The following is a 16,525-nucleotide window of genomic DNA, read 5'->3' as shown; positions in this document are numbered from 1 at the left end:
ATAGGAATATTTACCTTAACTATTTTATCGTCATGATCAATTTTGAAAATAGCGACATCAGTAATATTGTGATTCATCATGTCGGCAATAAATTCGAAGGCGGTGGGCTCACTTTGTCCGACGGTTGTTTCCTACCCGAGGATCCCGATGTGGTAAATTTATTGAAAAGTTATTTCTTGTCCGCCTTCAAGAAGGATGCTTATTACAACTTTTTGCCCTATGAAGAAGAGTTGATGAATAACCCGGTCTATGCGTCGGTTTCCCAGATCTTCGACAATGAGTCTGAATTTTATCAGCAATCTGTCCAAATAGCCGAACATCTGTTCGAACAATCCAACAACCCGAATATCAAACCCGGAGAATTGTATATCGTTCATTTTCGAAATTGTAATGTTGAAGAAGGTGTCTGTGATGCTGTCGGCATTTTCAAATCAGAAACCAAAGACACTTTTCTGAAAATAGTGATGAATCAGAATACTTATCAACTGGTGGGAGAATCGGGGATCAATATCAAAAAACTGGACAAGGCTTGCATCGTCTTCAATGTCAACCGGGACAATGGATACAAAGTTTGTATCCTGGATAAAACGAATACCAAAGAGGCGATCTACTGGACGACCGATTTCCTAGGACTGGAACCGGCTGAGGCCAGTTATTTCCAGACCTCTAATTATCTGAACCTGTGTAAGGATTTTGTAAAAGATATTTACAATCAGGAGAATGATGTACCACGGGCAGACCAAATAGACATGCTCAACCGATCGATTAATTTCTTTAAGGATGCGGACGTCTTTTCGGAAGAACGTTTCAAACAAGAAGTCGTACAAGAACCCGAAGTAATCAATGCTTTCGAGAACTTCAAATGCCAGTACGAAACGGATAATAATGTCGAACTCACCGACCAGTTCGCCATATCGGATTTTGCTGTGAAGGATGAGAAAAAATATTTTAAACATGTCCTTAAATTAGACAAGAATTTTCACGTCTATATTCACGGAGAAAAAAAATATATCCGCAAAGGTTACGATCCTGACCGAGATATGAATTATTACGTACTCTATTTTCGGAATGAAGAGTAAAAAATGAAAAATGTCAACGGATGAAAAAGACAGGAATAATCGTCGGCTTGATTGTTTTACTCGGCTTGGGAGGTATTGCAGGAGGTTATTATTACTTTGTGCAGCGTCCTAACATCACTGTCGGCGATGATGGGATTATTTTCATTCAGCCGGGAGATTCCTTTGAAACGGTCATGACAACACTGATCAGTAGCGGATATGTAAAAAACGAATACACCCTTCGCAAGCTTGCAGAACTGAAAAAATATCCTTCTGCAGTAAAAACCGGCCGGTATCGCCTGGTCGACAAGATGAACAATAATCAATTGATCAATATGTTACGTGCCGGTCGTCAGGAACCGGTTCACCTGACTTTTAACAATATCCGTACTTTAGAGGACTTTGCTGCGATTTTATCCCGTCAGTTGGGTATCGATTCAACCGAATTTCTGCAATTGGCCCGTAACGCCGAATATGTAAAGAAATTAGGTTTTACGCCGGAAAATTTCATCGGTATGTTTATCCCTAACACCTACCAGGTGTATTGGCATACGCCGGTTGAAGATTTTATTCAGCGGATGTATAAAGAATACCGGAAATTCTGGACAGAAGAGCGGCTAGTGAAAGCCCGGAAAGCCGACCTCTCTCCTATGGATATTCTGATATTGGCCTCGATTGTAGAAGAAGAGACCAATATTGCCGACGAATACCCTGTCATCGCAGGGGTTTACATCAATCGCTTGAATAAAGGCTGGAAGTTAGAAGCTTGTCCGACCCTGAAATTTGCCTGGGGAGATTTCTCCATCAGACGGGTGCTGGATAAACATATGGAAATAGACTCTCCTTACAATACCTATAAAAATACAGGCCTTCCTCCCGGACCGGTACGTATGCCCTCTATCCGGGTAATCGATGCGGTATTGAATTATCAGCACCACGATTATATGTTTTTCTGTGCCAAAAGTGATTTTTCCGGTAGTCACTATTTTTCCCGTACCCTGCGGGAACACAACCGGCATGCCAACGAATATCACCGTGCCCTGAATATAAAAAGAATTTATTAAAAGAGGCAGTTATATACATATTTACCATCGGTCGCCTCAGTGATCCTAAAAAAAGTACCCGCAGGGGACATCGATTTTATAAACTTTACGGACTTTATAAACTTTATAACTCAAAAGCCCCCTGTTTGTTTGGCAGTTTCAGTTGAAAATACTACCTTTGCGGCCGATAAATTATTTTTATACTAATAATCAAATCATTATGTTGAATCATTACGAGACCGTTTTCATTACAACTCCCGTTTTATCTGAACAACAGATAAAGGAAGCGGTAGAAAAATTCAAGAATACCATCACCGATAATGGTGGTACGATTGAACATGAGGAAGCTTGGGGACTTCGCAAGCTGGCTTATCCGATCCAGAAAAAGACGACCGGATTCTATCATTTGTTACAGTTTGAAGCAGAAGGTGCACTGGTTGACAAACTGGAAACCGCTTACAGACGTGACGAGAGAGTTATTCGTTTTTTAACGTTTAGATTAGACAAGTATGCTTATGAGTATACTTTAAAAAGAAGAAGTAAATACGCAGCTAAACAAGAGGAGAAATAAGCTATGGCACAGAACGAAAGTGAAATCAGATATCTGACCCCCCCAACGGTGGATGTTAAAAAGAAAAAATACTGCCGTTTCAGAAAAGCAAGAATCAAATTCATCGATTACAAAGATCCTGAATTTTTAAAGAAATTTTTGAACGAACAAGGTAAAATCCTTCCCAGAAGAATTACCGGTACCTCTGTGAAATTCCAGAGAAAAGTTGCAACTGCTGTAAAAAGAGCAAGACACCTTGCTTTGTTGCCCTACGTAACCGATTTGATGAAATAATTAAAAGGAGGACACGAAATGCAGATTATATTATTGACAGATATCGCAAATCTGGGACATAAAGACGACGTGATCAACGTAAAACCCGGATATGGCCGTAACTACCTGATTCCTCAGGGATATGCCATTTTAGCTACCGAAGCTGCAAAGAAAATCGTTGCAGAAAATACCAAACAACGGGCACACAAGGAAGCTAAATTGAAAGCAGAAGCTGAAGAATTGGCTGCAAAACTGGCTGAATTGAAACTGACTGTAGGTGCTAAAACCAGTAGTACCGGTAAGATTTTCGGTTCCGTAAACAATATCATGATTTCAGAAGCTTTATTGGCTCAGGGATTCGATATCGACCGGAAGAAAATCATGCTGAAAGAAATTAAAGAAGTAGGAACTTATACCGCTGTCATCAAACTTCATCGTGAAGTGAAAGTCGATGTTCAGTTCGAAGTAGTTTCTGAATAATTAACCAAAGTCATAAACGGACTATAAACGTATTTCCAAACATATTCCAAACGCTTAAAAGCACCCTTCGCCGGGTGCTTTTATTTTTCGCAACATTTTCATTATCTTTGTATGCTAAATGTGAAAGATAATATGAATAAACCATATATTGATTTGAAGGGTGTACGGGTGCACAATCTGAAAAATATCGATCTGAAAATCGAACTCAATAAACTGATTGTCATCACGGGAGTATCAGGTAGCGGCAAATCTTCTTTGGCTTTCGACACGCTATATGCCGAAGGTCAGCGCCGGTATGTCGAGAGTCTGTCGTCGTATGCCCGGCAGTTTCTGGGACGTCTGAATAAACCGGAATGTGATTATATCAAAGGAATTCCCCCTGCCGTTGCAATCGAACAGAAGGTAAATACTTCTAATCCACGCTCGACGGTAGGTACTTCTACAGAAATATACGATTATATCAAATTATTATACGCCCGGGCAGGACAAACCATATCCCCGATATCGGGACGGGAAGTAAAAAGAGATCATACTGACGACATTACCCGGTATATCCTGGAAGACCACTTCGGCAAAACTGTTATTATCCTGGCACGTCCTGAACACTTGCAGGATGTGGAAACTTTAAAATTGTTGTTGAGCCAGGGATTTTCCCGTATAAAATCAGGAAAAGAATATCACCGGATCGACGATATCCTCGCTGAAAATAAAGTTCTTTCGAACCCATCCGATCTATATCTCGTCATCGACCGGATCAACATCACCCAGGAAAAAGATACCGTTTCCCGGGTTTCCGAATCGGTAGAAACGGCTCTGTATGAAGGAAAAGGAGAATGTTTTATAGAGATCGACGGGGAAATTCGCTCCTTTTCCAATCGTTTCGAAGCAGATGGTATGAGCTTTGTCGTGCCTACAGTCAATACCTTTAGTTTCAACTCTCCCTTGGGAGCCTGTCCGAAATGTGAAGGATATGGGAAAATTCTGGGTATAGACGAAGACTTGGTCGTTCCGAATAAATCGCTCAGTATCTACGAAGAAGCTGTGCTGTGTTGGAGAGGGGAAAAAATGAGCGAATGGAAAAACGAATTGGTGAAACATGCACACAAAGTTAATTTCCCGATTCATACTCCCTATTATGAATTGACAGAAGCGGAAAAGAATATCCTATGGAACGGATGTCCGTACTTTGGAGGAATTTACGATTTCTTCAATTATTTGGAATCCAAAAAATACAAAATTCAAAACCGGGTGATGATTGCCAGGTATACAGGAAAGACCAAGTGCCCAGAATGCCATGGTACTCGCTTAAAACCCGAAGCTTCATACGTGAAGATCGGCGGTAAATCGGTGCCCGAACTGGTTGAAATGCCGGTATCCGATCTGAAAGTATTCTTCGATACCCTTTCTTTGACTCCGGCTCAAAACAAAGTGGCAGAAAGGATCCTTCCCGATATTAAGAACCGACTTGAATTTTTACTTGAAGTAGGTTTGGGTTATCTCACTCTGAACCGGCTTTCTTCTTCACTTTCAGGTGGAGAATCCCAGCGGATCAATTTAGCTACTTCCCTGGGTTCGGCTTTGGTCGGTTCGCTCTATATCCTGGATGAACCTAGTATCGGATTACATTCCCGGGATACCGAACAATTGATCAAAGTATTGAAAAAACTAAGGGATTTGGGAAATACCGTCATTGTCGTCGAGCATGACGAAGACATCATTAAAGCAGCCGATCAGGTGATCGACATCGGCCCTCAGGCTGGACGCCTGGGGGGTGAAGTTGTATTTCAGGGCGATATGAAAGCACTGAAAACTGCCGGTACGTTAACCGCCGATTATATTTTCGGGAAGCGTAAAATCGAAGTTCCTGCCCGGAGACGTCCCTGGAAACAAAAAATAACAATCAGCGGAGCAACCGAGAATAACCTGAAAAATATCACTGTCGATATTCCTTTGAAAATCATGACTGCGATTACCGGAGTCAGCGGTTCAGGTAAAAGTACTTTGATAAAAACGATTCTGGTACCTGCCTTAAAGAAATTATATGGAGATTATTCCGATCGCACAGGTAGTTTCGATAAACTCACCGGAGATTTGAAAGCCATTACCGGAGTCGAATTTATCGACCAAAATCCGATAGGAAAATCTACACGCTCCAATCCGGTTACCTATTTAAAGGCTTGGGACGATATCCGTAAAATTTTCTCAGATACACAAGCTGCTAAGGTACAGGGGTTTAAACCGGCACATTTTTCTTTCAACGTACCCGGTGGGCGTTGTGAAGAATGTCAGGGAGAAGGAATTATTAAAGTGGAAATGCAATTTATGGCGGATGTATTTCTGGAGTGTGAACACTGCAAAGGCAGACGCTTTAAAGACGAGGTACTGGAGATCAGTTATAAGGGTAAAAATATTTATGATATTCTGGAAATGACCGTAAATCAGGCCCTGGAATTTTTTTCTGCGGGGAATGGTCATAGCGAACGTAGTATTGTAGATAAGTTACAAAAATTGGTAGACGTTGGATTAGGTTATGTGAAGCTGGGCCAGTCTTCCAGTACTCTCAGCGGTGGTGAAAGCCAACGGGTCAAACTGGCTTATCATTTAAGCCGGGAAAATGCCGATCCTACCCTTTTTGTTTTCGATGAACCGACGACAGGTCTGCATTTCCACGACATTCATAAATTGATGAGTTCGTTGAATGCTTTGATCGAACGGGGACATTCCGTATTGATCATCGAACACAATATGGATGTTATCAAATGTGCCGACTATGTTATCGACCTCGGACCTGAGGGAGGAAAAGAAGGTGGACGTATCGTTTGTACCGGTACACCGGAACAAGTGGTAAAATGTCCGGAATCCTATACAGGGCACTATCTGAAAGAAAAATTGCAATAAATAATAAATCAGTGATCACCAGATCTCATTAAACAGCATGAAGAAAATACTAGATTTTACTGTTAAAGAAAACCGCCGGCTCAATGCAGACAATTTTTTATTGGTGTTGCATTCCATAGAGTTACCGGAGATTCAGGCAGGACAATTCGTCAATGTCAGAGTAGACCATTCCCCTTCTACTTTTTTACGCCGGCCGATATCCGTGCATGATGTGGATAAGAAACAAGGCCTGCTTTATCTTTTAGTAAAAATTGCAGGTAAAGGGACCGAAAAATTGTCCACGCTTAAGCCCGGTGAACAGTTGAATATTATACTTCCATTGGGAAATTGCTTCTCTCAACCCGAACAAGGACGATGTTTACTGGTTGGTGGCGGTGTCGGTATCGCTCCCCTTTTGCATTTATCCAAAGAACTCTCCGATAAAGGGCTACACCCGGTGGTTCTGATCGGAACCCGGACAGTGAAAGATATTATCTTAAAAGAAGAGTATGAAAAGTATGCAACGGTATACTATACAACCGAAGACGGTTCTTATGGAGAAAAGGGATATCCCACTCAGCATACCATTCTAACTGAACAATTCGACCATATCTTTTGTTGTGGCCCCGAACCGATGATGAAAGCAGTTGCCAGGTATGCTTATTCTAAACATATCGATTGTGAAGTTTCTCTGGAGAATACGATGGCTTGTGGAATCGGAGCTTGCCTTTGCTGTGTAAACGACACCAAAGAAGGTCATAAATGTGTATGTACAGACGGTCCGGTATTTAATATAAATGATTTAAAATGGCAGATTTAAATATAAACCTCAATGGCTTAGAGCTAAAAAATCCTGTATTGACAGCATCAGGAACATTTGGTTATGGTTTAGAATTCCAAGATTTCATTCAACTCGATAAGTTGGGTGGATTTATAGTAAAAGGTACTACCCTAAAACACCGCGAAGGGAATTCCTATCCCCGTATGGCTGAAACCCCCTCCGGTATGTTGAATGCAGTCGGCTTGCAAAATAAAGGGGTCGATTATTTCATCGAACGTATTTATCCGGAAATAAAGGATATCGAAACGAATATTCTGGTAAATGTTTCCGGGTCTACCATCACTGATTATGCGGAGACTGCAGAAAAAATCAACGCCTTGGATCACATCCCTGCCATCGAATTGAATATTTCCTGTCCCAATGTAAAGGAAGGTGGAATGGCTTTCGGTACCAGTTGTGCTTCTGCTGCCGAAGTCGTAAAAGCAGTCAGACGGGTATACAAAAAGCATTTGATGGTAAAATTATCCCCCAATGTGACCAATATACAGGAAATAGCTTTGGCTGTAGAAAGTGAAGGAGCCGATTCGGTTTCTCTGATCAATACTCTGCTGGGAATGGCTATCGACGCCAAAAAACGCAAACCCGTTTTAAGTACGATTACCGGGGGATTGAGCGGAGCTTGTGTAAAACCGATCGCTCTACGTATGGTTTGGCAAGTCGCTAAAGCAGTAAAGATTCCGGTTGTCGGCCTTGGAGGAATCATGTGTGCGACCGATGCTATCGAATTTTTATTGGCAGGCGCTTCTGCTGTTCAAATCGGAACCGCTAATTTTATCGATCCGGCGATCACCGTAAAAATAATCGAAGGTATAAACGATTATCTGGATGAAAATGGTTGTAAGTCTGTCAAAGAAATTATCGGACTGATATAAATACTTCAAATCAGAAATGAGGCTGTCTGAATGCTATATGAAGATAACCTCATTTCTCATAATCTTCGAAGCTGCCGTCTTCAAAAAATAAGATAATCCGTTTGACCTTCTTTCCTTTGGCTGTAGGTATCGAAGCGACGGAAACGGCCGGTCGTAAAATCTCTTCTGCTTTTGTATTTTTTTCTTCGATAGGAAAGCGTTTTTCTTCTTCTTCAAATAAATTTTTCTGAACAGGTATTTTTTCAACCTCTTTAGCCGGAGTGGAAATACGGTTATTGTATAGAGAGCCTTTACCGGAAATCAACCAATTTAAGTTTACGTCCGGAAAAGCTTGTGCAATTTTGTCCAATACATCGAATCCGGGTTTACTTCGCCCGTTCAGAATATGTGACATCGCCGAAGCATTGACCTTGATCATTGCAGCAAAACGAGTTGCTGTCAGATTTTTTTCTTCCAAAAGCTGCTTAAATCTCTCTTGCATCTTGTAAAATATTGCATTACAAATGTAATATATATTCTGCAACTATCAAAATTACATTTGTAATATGATATACATTACAAATGTAATAATACAATCAATCCATGATTTATCGGTATGGTTAAATCCTTAAAATCAGTAATTTAGTGAACAGTTAAAAGGTTATTCGATACTAAGTTTCTGTAAATTAACAATTTGAATATATATTCCTAAGGTTATATTTCTGTTTTTTATATGAAGTTAAACATGAAATGATACAATATAAATAACTGGATATTAAATAAATATATAAATATAAATACCTTCAAATTGCCTTATTTATCGCTTTAACAACTGAAGTTTGCCCTAGGTAATTAAAGTAATTTATTCAAAATAGGATATATAATACTGATAATCATTATTATATATCTTAAAATATAAAAAATGTAAAATATTCCAAATCCCCTGAATTAAGATTGTAATCCACTTCTGTTGTTTTGGAATTTGATTACATTTGTAATATAAAAACCTTTAATTCCTGTAAAATCCCCATGTATTACAATTGTAATGTGTAACATTTCTATTCTTTTATTAGAAAATAGCACTACTCGATGACAATCGCTGCTAGAATTTTAATTTTTCTTATTATATTTGGTGAAATTTAAAATCTGGATTATGACGATCAAGGAAAAACTTTCAGCTTTAAGAGCCATTATGGAACGCGAATCACTGGATGCATATATTATATCCGGAACCGATCCGCACAATAGTGAATATTTACCGGCAGCCTGGAAACAAAGACAATGGATTTCCGGTTTCACAGGATCTTTCGGTACGGTTGTCGTCTTGAAAAATGAAGCCGGACTTTGGACAGATACCCGTTATTTTATACAGGCGGAAAAACAACTGAAGGATTCGGGAATACAGATGCATAAATTGAGAGTGCCGGAAGCGGTCGATTATCCGGAATGGCTGGCAACCAACTTACCGGAAGGAAGTCGGGTCGGTTTGGATAGTTTCTGTATTTCTGTCTGTGACATGAAAAATCTGCAAGAGACCCTAACCCCCAAACAGATTACTGTTGTAGAAAAAACAGATCTATTAGGAGAGATATGGCTGGATCGTCCTTCCTTACCCGATGCCCAACTCTTTTTAGTACCTACCGCTACTGCCGGAAAATCGGCTAATGAAAAGATAACCATGATCCGGGAAAAGTTACAAGCTGCACATGCAGATTATATGCTTTTCAGTTGCCTGGATGAAATCGCCTGGTTATATAATGTAAGATGCAACGATATCATTTACAATCCTGTTACCATCAGTTATGCAGTTGTCGGTAAAGCCAAAGCCTGGTTGTTTATAAAAAATACCAAAGTCTCTCGCGAAATCGCAAGTCAATTAAGTCAGGAAGGTATAGAAATCCGGGATTATCATCATTTGTTTTTATTCCTGGAAGAACTAGACAAAAATTCGGTGTTTACCGTGGATTCGGCCACCTTAAATTATGCTGTCTATCATAAACTCTTTACAGAATTTCAGGTAAAAGAACAAGAGTCACCTATTGTTTTGGCAAAAGCCATCAAAAATCCGATAGAAGTTGAAGGGTTCAGAAAAGCTTGTATAAAAGACAGTGTAGCCCTGACGAAATTCTTTTATTGGGTGGAACGTAATATCGGCAACCATTTGACGGAAATCTCTGTTTCCGAACAACTTTCGGCTTTCAGAGCCCAAAATGACGGATATGTAGAAGATAGTTTTGCCAACATTTCAGCTTATGGTGCAAATGCAGCACTGCCTCACTATTCGGCTATTCCGGGAGAAGATGCAGAACTGCAGCCACGTGGATTTTATCTGATCGATTCCGGGGGCCAATATACACATGGTACGACCGATATTACACGGACAGTTCCACTTGGAGAACTAACTCGCTTGGAAAAAGAAGATTACACCACCGTATTAAAAGGAATGATTGCACTGAGCAGATGCATTTTTCCGAAAGGTACCAAAGGTTGTAATATAGACGCTATCGCTCGTCAGCCTCTTTGGCAAACTTGCCGGAACTATGGACATGGTACGGGGCATGGGATCGGCTTTTTCTTAAATGTACATGAAGGTCCTCAGGCTATCCGCCAGGAATTGAAAAACCAGGATGTGGTTCCCGGTATGGTAACCTCCGACGAACCTGGTCTGTATCGGGAAGGTTCGCACGGTATTCGGCATGAAAATATGATTTTATGTATCCCGGTCAGTAAAAATGAATTCGGGGAATGGTATGGATTTGAGACATTAACACTCTGCTACTTCGATACTTCAGCTCTATTACTTGATTTGTTAAGTGAAGATGAAAAAAAATGGCTGAACGACTATCACAAAACAGTCTATGAAAAAACTGCACCTTATCTGACTCCCGAGGAAGCTCAATGGCTGGCTGAAAAGACCAAACCGGTACTATGATCCGGCTTCTATTCTACTCATATTTACCAATGTTCACAATTCCATTATGAACATTGGTAAATCATTTCATTTTTTCTGATTTTCTTTTTATCAGGGACGCAACCTTTTTAAATTTCTTACATCTCTATAACAGATATTGATGTGTAATTTGGACCGAATAATAGATAAATGCAAACAGGGTGACAGACAGGCAGCAGAGAAAATCTATCAGATATTTTCTGCAAAAATGTTTGCATTATGTCTCCGTTTTTCCAAAGACCGGGCAGATGCCGAAGATACGTTGCAGGATGGATTTATCAAAATTTTCACTTCTATCGGACAATATACCGGAAAAGGTTCATTTGAGGGATGGATGAAACGGATCATGATCAATACGGCAATGGAGAAATTCAGGAAAAATTCCCCATTGCAAATTGTAGAGGAGTTACCTGAAATCGAAGATAACGAGGACATAGACGAAGAGGTCAGCATTCCGGAAGAAGTGTTGGCTGATTTTGTAAATCAACTTCCGGAACGGTACAAAATGGTTTTCAACCTCTATGTGATCGAAGAAATGTCCCATAAGGATATCGCAGCCTTACTCGGTATTAACGAGGGTACGTCGAAATCCAATCTGGCCAGAGCCAGGGAAATATTAAAAAGAAAAGTGAAGGAATATTTAGACCATGAACAATAATTTAGATCATCTTTTTAAAAAGGCCCTTCAGGATAAAAGTTGTGAGCCTCCTCCCTATATCTGGGGAAATATAGAACGACAGCTGAACAAAAGCAAACACAAAGTGGCGTTGTGGTGGTGGCGCACTGCAGCTGCAGCAGCAGTGGTCGCCGCTTTTATCGGAATTTGGTTGTTCTATTCCGTCGAATCACCCGAAATAGAAGTTGCCGGTATTACCGGTACAGAAATATTAAAAACAAAAGATTCCACGAATTTGCCGGATACCTTCTCCGATTCTATACAAGAAGAAAAGACCGTTCAATATGTAACGAAGGAGACGGTGACGGAAGTACCGGTTTTGATAGCACAAAACAAGAGGACTGAATTAGAACCGATTCAAATGCATCGAGCCGGTGAAGCCGGATTTATCGAGCAGACAGCACCGGACTATGCAATTTCTACCCGGAAGCTTCAACGCAATTTTATTCCTTTAACCAGTAAAGAAGCCTATCAAAATCAAAAAGAATATCAGAAATTACTGAATACGCCCACTTCCTTGACAACGGATGAAAAAAGAAAAATCAAAGTGATGGTCAGCGGCCACTTTGTTCCGGCCTATTCATCCGGTAGTTATTCCTCTTCGTTAAAAAATTCCAGGGGAGTGAGTTATTCCAGTAACCAGATGGACGGCTTGATGAATGTCGGAGGTGGATTAAAATTATCTGTCTCTGCCAATAAAAGATTTTCCGTACAAACAGGATTATTCTATTCCCGTATGGGACAGAAAACTTCCGGAGCAGGCTCGGGAGTCCGGGCGATGATGCTCCCTTCGCTCCAACATAGTGACCGGATGATCGCCACTCCGTTGGGAAATATTAAAACCCGTACCCAAGGTGTCGCCTACCGTAGTCCGGAAGCTATTTTGCTCAGTAGTTTGAACAGTAGCAGCAGTGAAACCATCGAACAAACTTTCGGTACGCTCGAAATTCCTCTTCATGTGCGGTATTTACTGAATAATAATAAAGTATTGTTTGCCGTATCGGGAGGAGTAAGCGGCAATTTTATCGTAAATAACAAGGTATTCTTAAGGAATGGAAGAGACAAAGAATATATCGGAAGTACAGAAGATATCCGTAATTTCAATATAAGTACGGATATCGGATTGGGGATGGAATATCCGGTCACGTCTAAAATCAGAATTATGATCGAGCCGGGCTTCAAATATTTTCTGCAATCTTTAAGTCGGAATGACGACATCGATTTCAAACCTTATTTATTCACCTTCTCTACAGGTATCGGTATCCGGTTTTAATATTGAGGCCGTTTTAAAATTTCACTGCTGATAATAGCCTGCCGGATGTCGAACTGTACGTGTTCTTCCTCTTCATTTTCTTCGGCCGGTAATTCATCCCTGTCGTCAATCATGACTTTCGGATCTCTGTAATAATCAGCAACGATTTCCTGTATAACCGGTCCATCTGAAACATCTTTATTTTTAGTTATTGTATACTCTTCTACATTGGGCAGAATCTCTTCTTCTTCCCCGATCTGACCGGGTTGTTCAAAAACAGGCGGGACTTGGGTTTTCTTTGCATTATTACTTTTTATCCAACCGATAAGTCCAGCCCCTATGACCAATATCAGGGAAATCCAATCGAATTCTGCTGTAGAGATATTCATATTTATTATATTTGTGTCGCAAATTTCTTATTCATGAAATCAAAAATAGTATTTTTTTTATTAGTTTCCATCATTTGGGGAATAAATATCGGTTGCGGGGATAAATTCAACGAAAAACTCAGGGATAAACACCTCATTCCTTATGTCCCGGTATATACACAGATTAATTTAGGAATAGGAGGCGAAAGTAATCTTCAGGTTCCCGGCCAGCCTATTTACCTGACCAGTTCTCAGCCGGACGCCAAACCATTGGGATATAATGGCCAAGGAATCGTCGTCATCCGTTTGAACGATACCGAATATGCTTGCTGGGATGCCACCTGTACCAACTGCCAGGAACTGACTTCCCATTTTACGAAAGAAGATTTGGACGGAGAACTGGCTGTTTGTCCGGTTTGTCACACTCAATTTTCACTTCGTTACGGAACCCCTTTCAATCTGACTTATGAAATTTACCCCTTGAAAGGATATCCCATTTCAAAAGTAGGTAATAAACTCATTGTCAATTATTAAAACACAGCGAATAGGTGTATCCATAAAAAAAATGCACTATCTGCGATTTTATATAAAAATAATCTTCTTTTTTTTTACCTTTGCAACGAAATACGATTTGTATAAAATGAATAAAATCCGATAGCTCGGATGATAACTAAAAAAATATAATCCGGATGAAGAGAGCATTAATTAGTGTATTTGATAAGACAGGTATTGTTGAGTTCGCTAAATCACTGGATTCTATGGGCTGGGAGATCATTTCAACCGGCGGGACCTCTAAAAAACTGAAAGAAGAAGGCATTAAAGTTCAGGATATTTCAGATCTGACTAAGTTCCCCGAATGTTTTGACGGCAGAGTGAAGACCCTGCATCCCAATGTAGAAGGTGGTATTCTGGCGATCCGTGACAACGAAAAGCATCGGAAACAGATGGCAGAACTGGGAGTAGAACCGATCGATATTGTGGTTTGTAACCTTTACCCTTTTAAACAAACCATTCTGAAAGAAGGGGTATCCCATGCAGAAATCATTGAAAATATAGATATCGGCGGGCCCACTATGATCCGGGCCGCTGCTAAAAACTACAAATTCGTTACGGTCATCACCGATCCCGAAGACTATCGACTGGTAATCGATGAGTTGAAAAACAACGGAGATACGACAGCCGAAACCAAAGAAATGCTGGCAGCGAAAGTATTTATCCACACCGCCCACTACGATGCTCTGATTGCAGGATATTTTTCCGAACGTCTGAATATCAAATACCCGAAAACACTGACTCTCACCTACGAGAAAAAGCAAGATCTTCGGTACGGCGAAAATCCCCATCAAAGTGCTGCTTTTTATACTTCTGTACTAGGGACGCAAGGCACACTTACCGGAGCTGTCCAATTGCATGGTAAAGAGCTTTCTTACAACAATATCGGAGATACCGACGGAGCACTCGAAACCTTAAAAGAATTCGACGAACCGACTATAGTTGCAGCCAAACACGCTAATCCATGTGGGGTCGGGAGTGCAGAAACATTGGTAGAAGCCTACCGGAGAGCCTATGAAGCCGATCCGGTTTCTATCTTCGGTGGAATCGTGGCGGCAAACCGGGAAATAGATGCAGCCACGGCAACCGAAATGGCCAAGATTTTCCTGGAAGTGATCGTAGCTCCTTCTTTCTCTAAAGAGGCATTGGAAATATTGACTAAAAAGAAAAATTTACGTTTATTACAACTCGACCATATCGATCAGAAAAACCGGAAAGCCAGCAAAGCGAAAACAGTGCTTGGCGGCTTATTGATTCAGGATTCGGATACCCAGCTACTTCATGAATCGGAATTGAAAGTCGTCACAAAACGGCAACCGACCGAAGCTGAAATGAGAGATCTGCTCTTCGCCTGGAAAGTAGTGAAACATACCAAATCGAACGGTATCGCTATCGCTAAAGATTTGTGTACAACGGGTGTCGGCCCGGGACAGGTCAGCCGGATTTGGGCCTTAGAAAACGCTATCCGTCAGGGAAGCGATCGTATTGCGGGAAGTGTGATGGCATCGGATGCCTTTTTCCCTTTCTCCGATTGTGTAGAAGCTGCTCACCAAGCAGGTATTACAGCTATCATACAGCCTGGAGGATCGGTCAGAGACCAGGAGTCTATCGATGCTGCGAACAAATACGGTATCGCTATGATTTTCACCGGCATGAGACATTTTAAACATTAAACAATCCATTGAGGTTGACGCTCATAAATTATTAACGTTCATTTAAAATGGGATTATTTTCATTTCTAACACAAGATATAGCTGTCGATTTAGGAACAGCGAATACGATTATTATCTGTAACGATAAAATGGTGGTAAACGAACCCTCCATTGTCGCTATCGACCGGAAGACCGAAAAGGTTATCGCTATTGGAGAAAAAGCCCGGCAGATGCAGGGAAAGACACATGATAACATCAAAACCATCCGGCCTTTACGGGATGGGGTTATTGCCGACTTTAACGCTGCCGAACAAATGTTGCGCGGTATGATTAAAATGGCAAGTGTAAATAGTAAGTTCTTCTCTCCCTCTTTGCGGATCGTCGTTTGTATCCCGTCGGGAAGTACGGAAGTTGAAGTCCGGGCTGTCCGCGACTCTTCAGAACATGCAGGAGGAAGAGATGTATATATGATTTATGAGCCGATGGCGGCTGCTTTGGGGATCGGCTTGGATGTAGAAGCTCCCGAAGGAAATATGATCGTAGATATAGGTGGTGGTACAACCGAAATTGCCGTTATTTCTTTAGGTGGTATAGTTAGCAACAAATCTATCCGGATTGCCGGTGACGATTTGACCGACGACATTCAGGAATATATGCGTCATCAGCACAATATTCGGATCGGGGAAAGAACTGCCGAGCAAATCAAAATACATGTAGGTTCTGCGCTGTCCGAACTGGATGAACCGCCTGCCGATTTTATCGTACAGGGACCGAATCAGATGACTTCGTTACCTGTCGAAGTACCGGTATCTTATCAGGAGATCGCTCACTGTCTGGAGAAATCTATATCGAAAATTGAAATCGCTATTCTAGGAGCTTTGGAACAAACTCCCCCTGAACTATATGCAGATATCGTCAATAAAGGAATTTATTTGGCAGGAGGTGGTGCTTTATTGAGAGGTTTGGACAAACGTCTGACCGATAAGCTCAATATCCCTTTCCATATTGCAGAAGATCCGTTGAGAGCTGTTGCCCGGGGAACAGGTATTGCTTTAAAGAATGTCGATAAGTTCTCTTTCCTGATCAGGTAAAACCATTAGGC

Annotated in this window: 16 protein-coding genes; 14 read left to right on the top strand and 2 right to left on the bottom strand. The window is 41.0% G+C overall.

The annotated features are described in order from the left end of the window. Nucleotides 1-32 precede the first annotated feature (32 nt). The 8 genes from WS34_RS00455 to WS34_RS00420 all read left to right on the top strand — a co-directional run bounded on the left by WS34_RS00455 (nt 33) and on the right by WS34_RS00420 (nt 7,994). Entirely contained in the window at nt 33-1,079 is a 1,047-nt protein-coding gene (locus tag WS34_RS00455) for a nucleoid-associated protein (protein WP_013611033.1), read from the top strand. 20 nt (nt 1,080-1,099) lie between these two features. Continuing rightward, nucleotides 1,100-2,122 (top strand): endolytic transglycosylase MltG, encoded by a 1,023-nt coding sequence (gene mltG, locus WS34_RS00450; RefSeq protein WP_022160898.1) that lies wholly within the window; start codon nt 1,100-1,102, stop codon nt 2,120-2,122. 199 nt (nt 2,123-2,321) lie between these two features. Then, nucleotides 2,322-2,672, top strand: coding sequence for a 30S ribosomal protein S6 (rpsF, locus tag WS34_RS00445; RefSeq protein ID WP_013611035.1), 351 nt, complete (start codon nt 2,322-2,324; stop codon nt 2,670-2,672). Nucleotides 2,673-2,675: 3 nt separating this feature from the next. After that, nucleotides 2,676-2,945, top strand: coding sequence for a 30S ribosomal protein S18 (gene rpsR / locus WS34_RS00440; protein WP_013611036.1), 270 nt, complete (start codon nt 2,676-2,678; stop codon nt 2,943-2,945). 18 nt (nt 2,946-2,963) lie between these two features. Continuing rightward, nucleotides 2,964-3,404: a 50S ribosomal protein L9 gene (rplI, locus tag WS34_RS00435; protein WP_013611037.1), complete on the top strand. Its 441-nt coding sequence runs from the start codon at nt 2,964-2,966 to the stop codon at nt 3,402-3,404. Nucleotides 3,405-3,536: 132 nt separating this feature from the next. Continuing rightward, entirely contained in the window at nt 3,537-6,302 is a 2,766-nt protein-coding gene (uvrA, locus tag WS34_RS00430) for an excinuclease ABC subunit UvrA (protein WP_046402447.1), read from the top strand. A gap of 37 nt (nt 6,303-6,339) precedes the next feature. Beyond that, a complete protein-coding gene (locus WS34_RS00425) occupies nt 6,340-7,101 on the top strand; it encodes a dihydroorotate dehydrogenase electron transfer subunit (RefSeq protein ID WP_013611039.1) in 762 nt (253 codons plus the stop codon). Next, nucleotides 7,089-7,994: a dihydroorotate dehydrogenase gene (locus WS34_RS00420; protein WP_013611040.1), complete on the top strand. Its 906-nt coding sequence runs from the start codon at nt 7,089-7,091 to the stop codon at nt 7,992-7,994. Before WS34_RS00425 ends, WS34_RS00420 begins: the two co-directional genes overlap by 13 nt. 49 nt (nt 7,995-8,043) lie before the next feature. Here WS34_RS00420 and WS34_RS00415 read toward each other — a convergent pair whose 3' ends face one another. Next, nucleotides 8,044-8,475: a helix-turn-helix domain-containing protein gene (locus tag WS34_RS00415; protein WP_041556351.1), complete on the bottom strand. Its 432-nt coding sequence runs from the start codon at nt 8,473-8,475 to the stop codon at nt 8,044-8,046. 651 nt (nt 8,476-9,126) lie between these two features. Between WS34_RS00415 and WS34_RS00410 the strand changes: the two genes are divergently transcribed. From WS34_RS00410 to WS34_RS00400, 3 genes are all read left to right on the top strand, one after another. Then, a complete protein-coding gene (locus tag WS34_RS00410; protein ID WP_046402419.1) occupies nt 9,127-10,905 on the top strand; it encodes an aminopeptidase P family protein in 1,779 nt (592 codons plus the stop codon). Nucleotides 10,906-11,044: 139 nt separating this feature from the next. After that, nucleotides 11,045-11,581 carry an RNA polymerase sigma factor gene (locus WS34_RS00405; RefSeq protein WP_022160901.1) on the top strand — a complete coding sequence of 179 codons (537 nt, stop codon included), beginning with the start codon at nt 11,045-11,047 and terminating at the stop codon, nt 11,579-11,581. Then, nucleotides 11,571-12,872, top strand: coding sequence for an outer membrane beta-barrel protein (locus WS34_RS00400; RefSeq protein WP_046402417.1), 1,302 nt, complete (start codon nt 11,571-11,573; stop codon nt 12,870-12,872). The genes WS34_RS00405 and WS34_RS00400 overlap by 11 nt, the downstream gene beginning before the upstream one ends. On the opposite strand, the gene WS34_RS00395 is transcribed toward WS34_RS00400, so the two are convergent. After that, nucleotides 12,869-13,240, bottom strand: coding sequence for a hypothetical protein (locus tag WS34_RS00395; protein ID WP_046402415.1), 372 nt, complete (start codon nt 13,238-13,240; stop codon nt 12,869-12,871). The two genes, WS34_RS00400 and WS34_RS00395, sit on opposite strands and share 4 nt — an antisense overlap. Nucleotides 13,241-13,273: 33 nt before the next feature. Here WS34_RS00395 and WS34_RS00390 point away from each other — a divergent pair, with 33 nt between their 5' ends. The 3 genes from WS34_RS00390 (at nt 13,274) to WS34_RS00380 (ending at nt 16,514) form a co-directional block, all read left to right on the top strand. Continuing rightward, a complete protein-coding gene (locus WS34_RS00390) occupies nt 13,274-13,753 on the top strand; it encodes a Rieske (2Fe-2S) protein (RefSeq protein WP_046402413.1) in 480 nt (159 codons plus the stop codon). A gap of 155 nt (nt 13,754-13,908) precedes the next feature. Beyond that, nucleotides 13,909-15,444: a bifunctional phosphoribosylaminoimidazolecarboxamide formyltransferase/IMP cyclohydrolase gene (gene purH / locus WS34_RS00385; protein WP_046402412.1), complete on the top strand. Its 1,536-nt coding sequence runs from the start codon at nt 13,909-13,911 to the stop codon at nt 15,442-15,444. Nucleotides 15,445-15,491: 47 nt separating this feature from the next. Beyond that, a complete protein-coding gene (locus WS34_RS00380) occupies nt 15,492-16,514 on the top strand; it encodes a rod shape-determining protein (RefSeq protein ID WP_013611048.1) in 1,023 nt (340 codons plus the stop codon). Nucleotides 16,515-16,525: the final 11 nt, after the last annotated feature.

Origin of the sequence: Odoribacter sp. N15.MGS-14, from assembly GCF_000980245.1 — a bacterium.
GTDB lineage: Bacteria > Bacteroidota > Bacteroidia > Bacteroidales > Marinifilaceae > Odoribacter > Odoribacter splanchnicus.
Note: the sequence above shows the minus strand (reverse complement) of the source record. Positions and strands in the feature narration are given on the sequence as shown.

Excerpts from the sequence above, each read along its gene's own strand:
- WS34_RS00400 (WP_046402417.1), top strand. The coding sequence starts at position 11,571 with ATGAACAATAATTTAGATCATCTTTTTAAAAAGGCCCTTCAGGATAAA.
- WS34_RS00410 (WP_046402419.1), top strand. The coding sequence starts at position 9,127 with ATGACGATCAAGGAAAAACTTTCAGCTTTAAGAGCCATTATGGAACGC.
- WS34_RS00425 (WP_013611039.1), top strand. The coding sequence starts at position 6,340 with ATGAAGAAAATACTAGATTTTACTGTTAAAGAAAACCGCCGGCTCAAT.
- WS34_RS00420 (WP_013611040.1), top strand. The coding sequence starts at position 7,089 with ATGGCAGATTTAAATATAAACCTCAATGGCTTAGAGCTAAAAAATCCT.
- mltG (WP_022160898.1), top strand. The coding sequence starts at position 1,100 with ATGAAAAAGACAGGAATAATCGTCGGCTTGATTGTTTTACTCGGCTTG.
- WS34_RS00405 (WP_022160901.1), top strand. The coding sequence starts at position 11,045 with ATGTGTAATTTGGACCGAATAATAGATAAATGCAAACAGGGTGACAGA.
- WS34_RS00455 (WP_013611033.1), top strand. The coding sequence starts at position 33 with ATGATCAATTTTGAAAATAGCGACATCAGTAATATTGTGATTCATCAT.
- rpsF (WP_013611035.1), top strand. The coding sequence starts at position 2,322 with ATGTTGAATCATTACGAGACCGTTTTCATTACAACTCCCGTTTTATCT.
- WS34_RS00395 (WP_046402415.1), bottom strand. The coding sequence starts at position 13,240 with ATGAATATCTCTACAGCAGAATTCGATTGGATTTCCCTGATATTGGTC.
- WS34_RS00415 (WP_041556351.1), bottom strand. The coding sequence starts at position 8,475 with ATGCAAGAGAGATTTAAGCAGCTTTTGGAAGAAAAAAATCTGACAGCA.
- WS34_RS00390 (WP_046402413.1), top strand. The coding sequence starts at position 13,274 with ATGAAATCAAAAATAGTATTTTTTTTATTAGTTTCCATCATTTGGGGA.
- rpsR (WP_013611036.1), top strand. The coding sequence starts at position 2,676 with ATGGCACAGAACGAAAGTGAAATCAGATATCTGACCCCCCCAACGGTG.
- uvrA (WP_046402447.1), top strand. The coding sequence starts at position 3,537 with ATGAATAAACCATATATTGATTTGAAGGGTGTACGGGTGCACAATCTG.
- WS34_RS00380 (WP_013611048.1), top strand. The coding sequence starts at position 15,492 with ATGGGATTATTTTCATTTCTAACACAAGATATAGCTGTCGATTTAGGA.
- rplI (WP_013611037.1), top strand. The coding sequence starts at position 2,964 with ATGCAGATTATATTATTGACAGATATCGCAAATCTGGGACATAAAGAC.
- purH (WP_046402412.1), top strand. The coding sequence starts at position 13,909 with ATGAAGAGAGCATTAATTAGTGTATTTGATAAGACAGGTATTGTTGAG.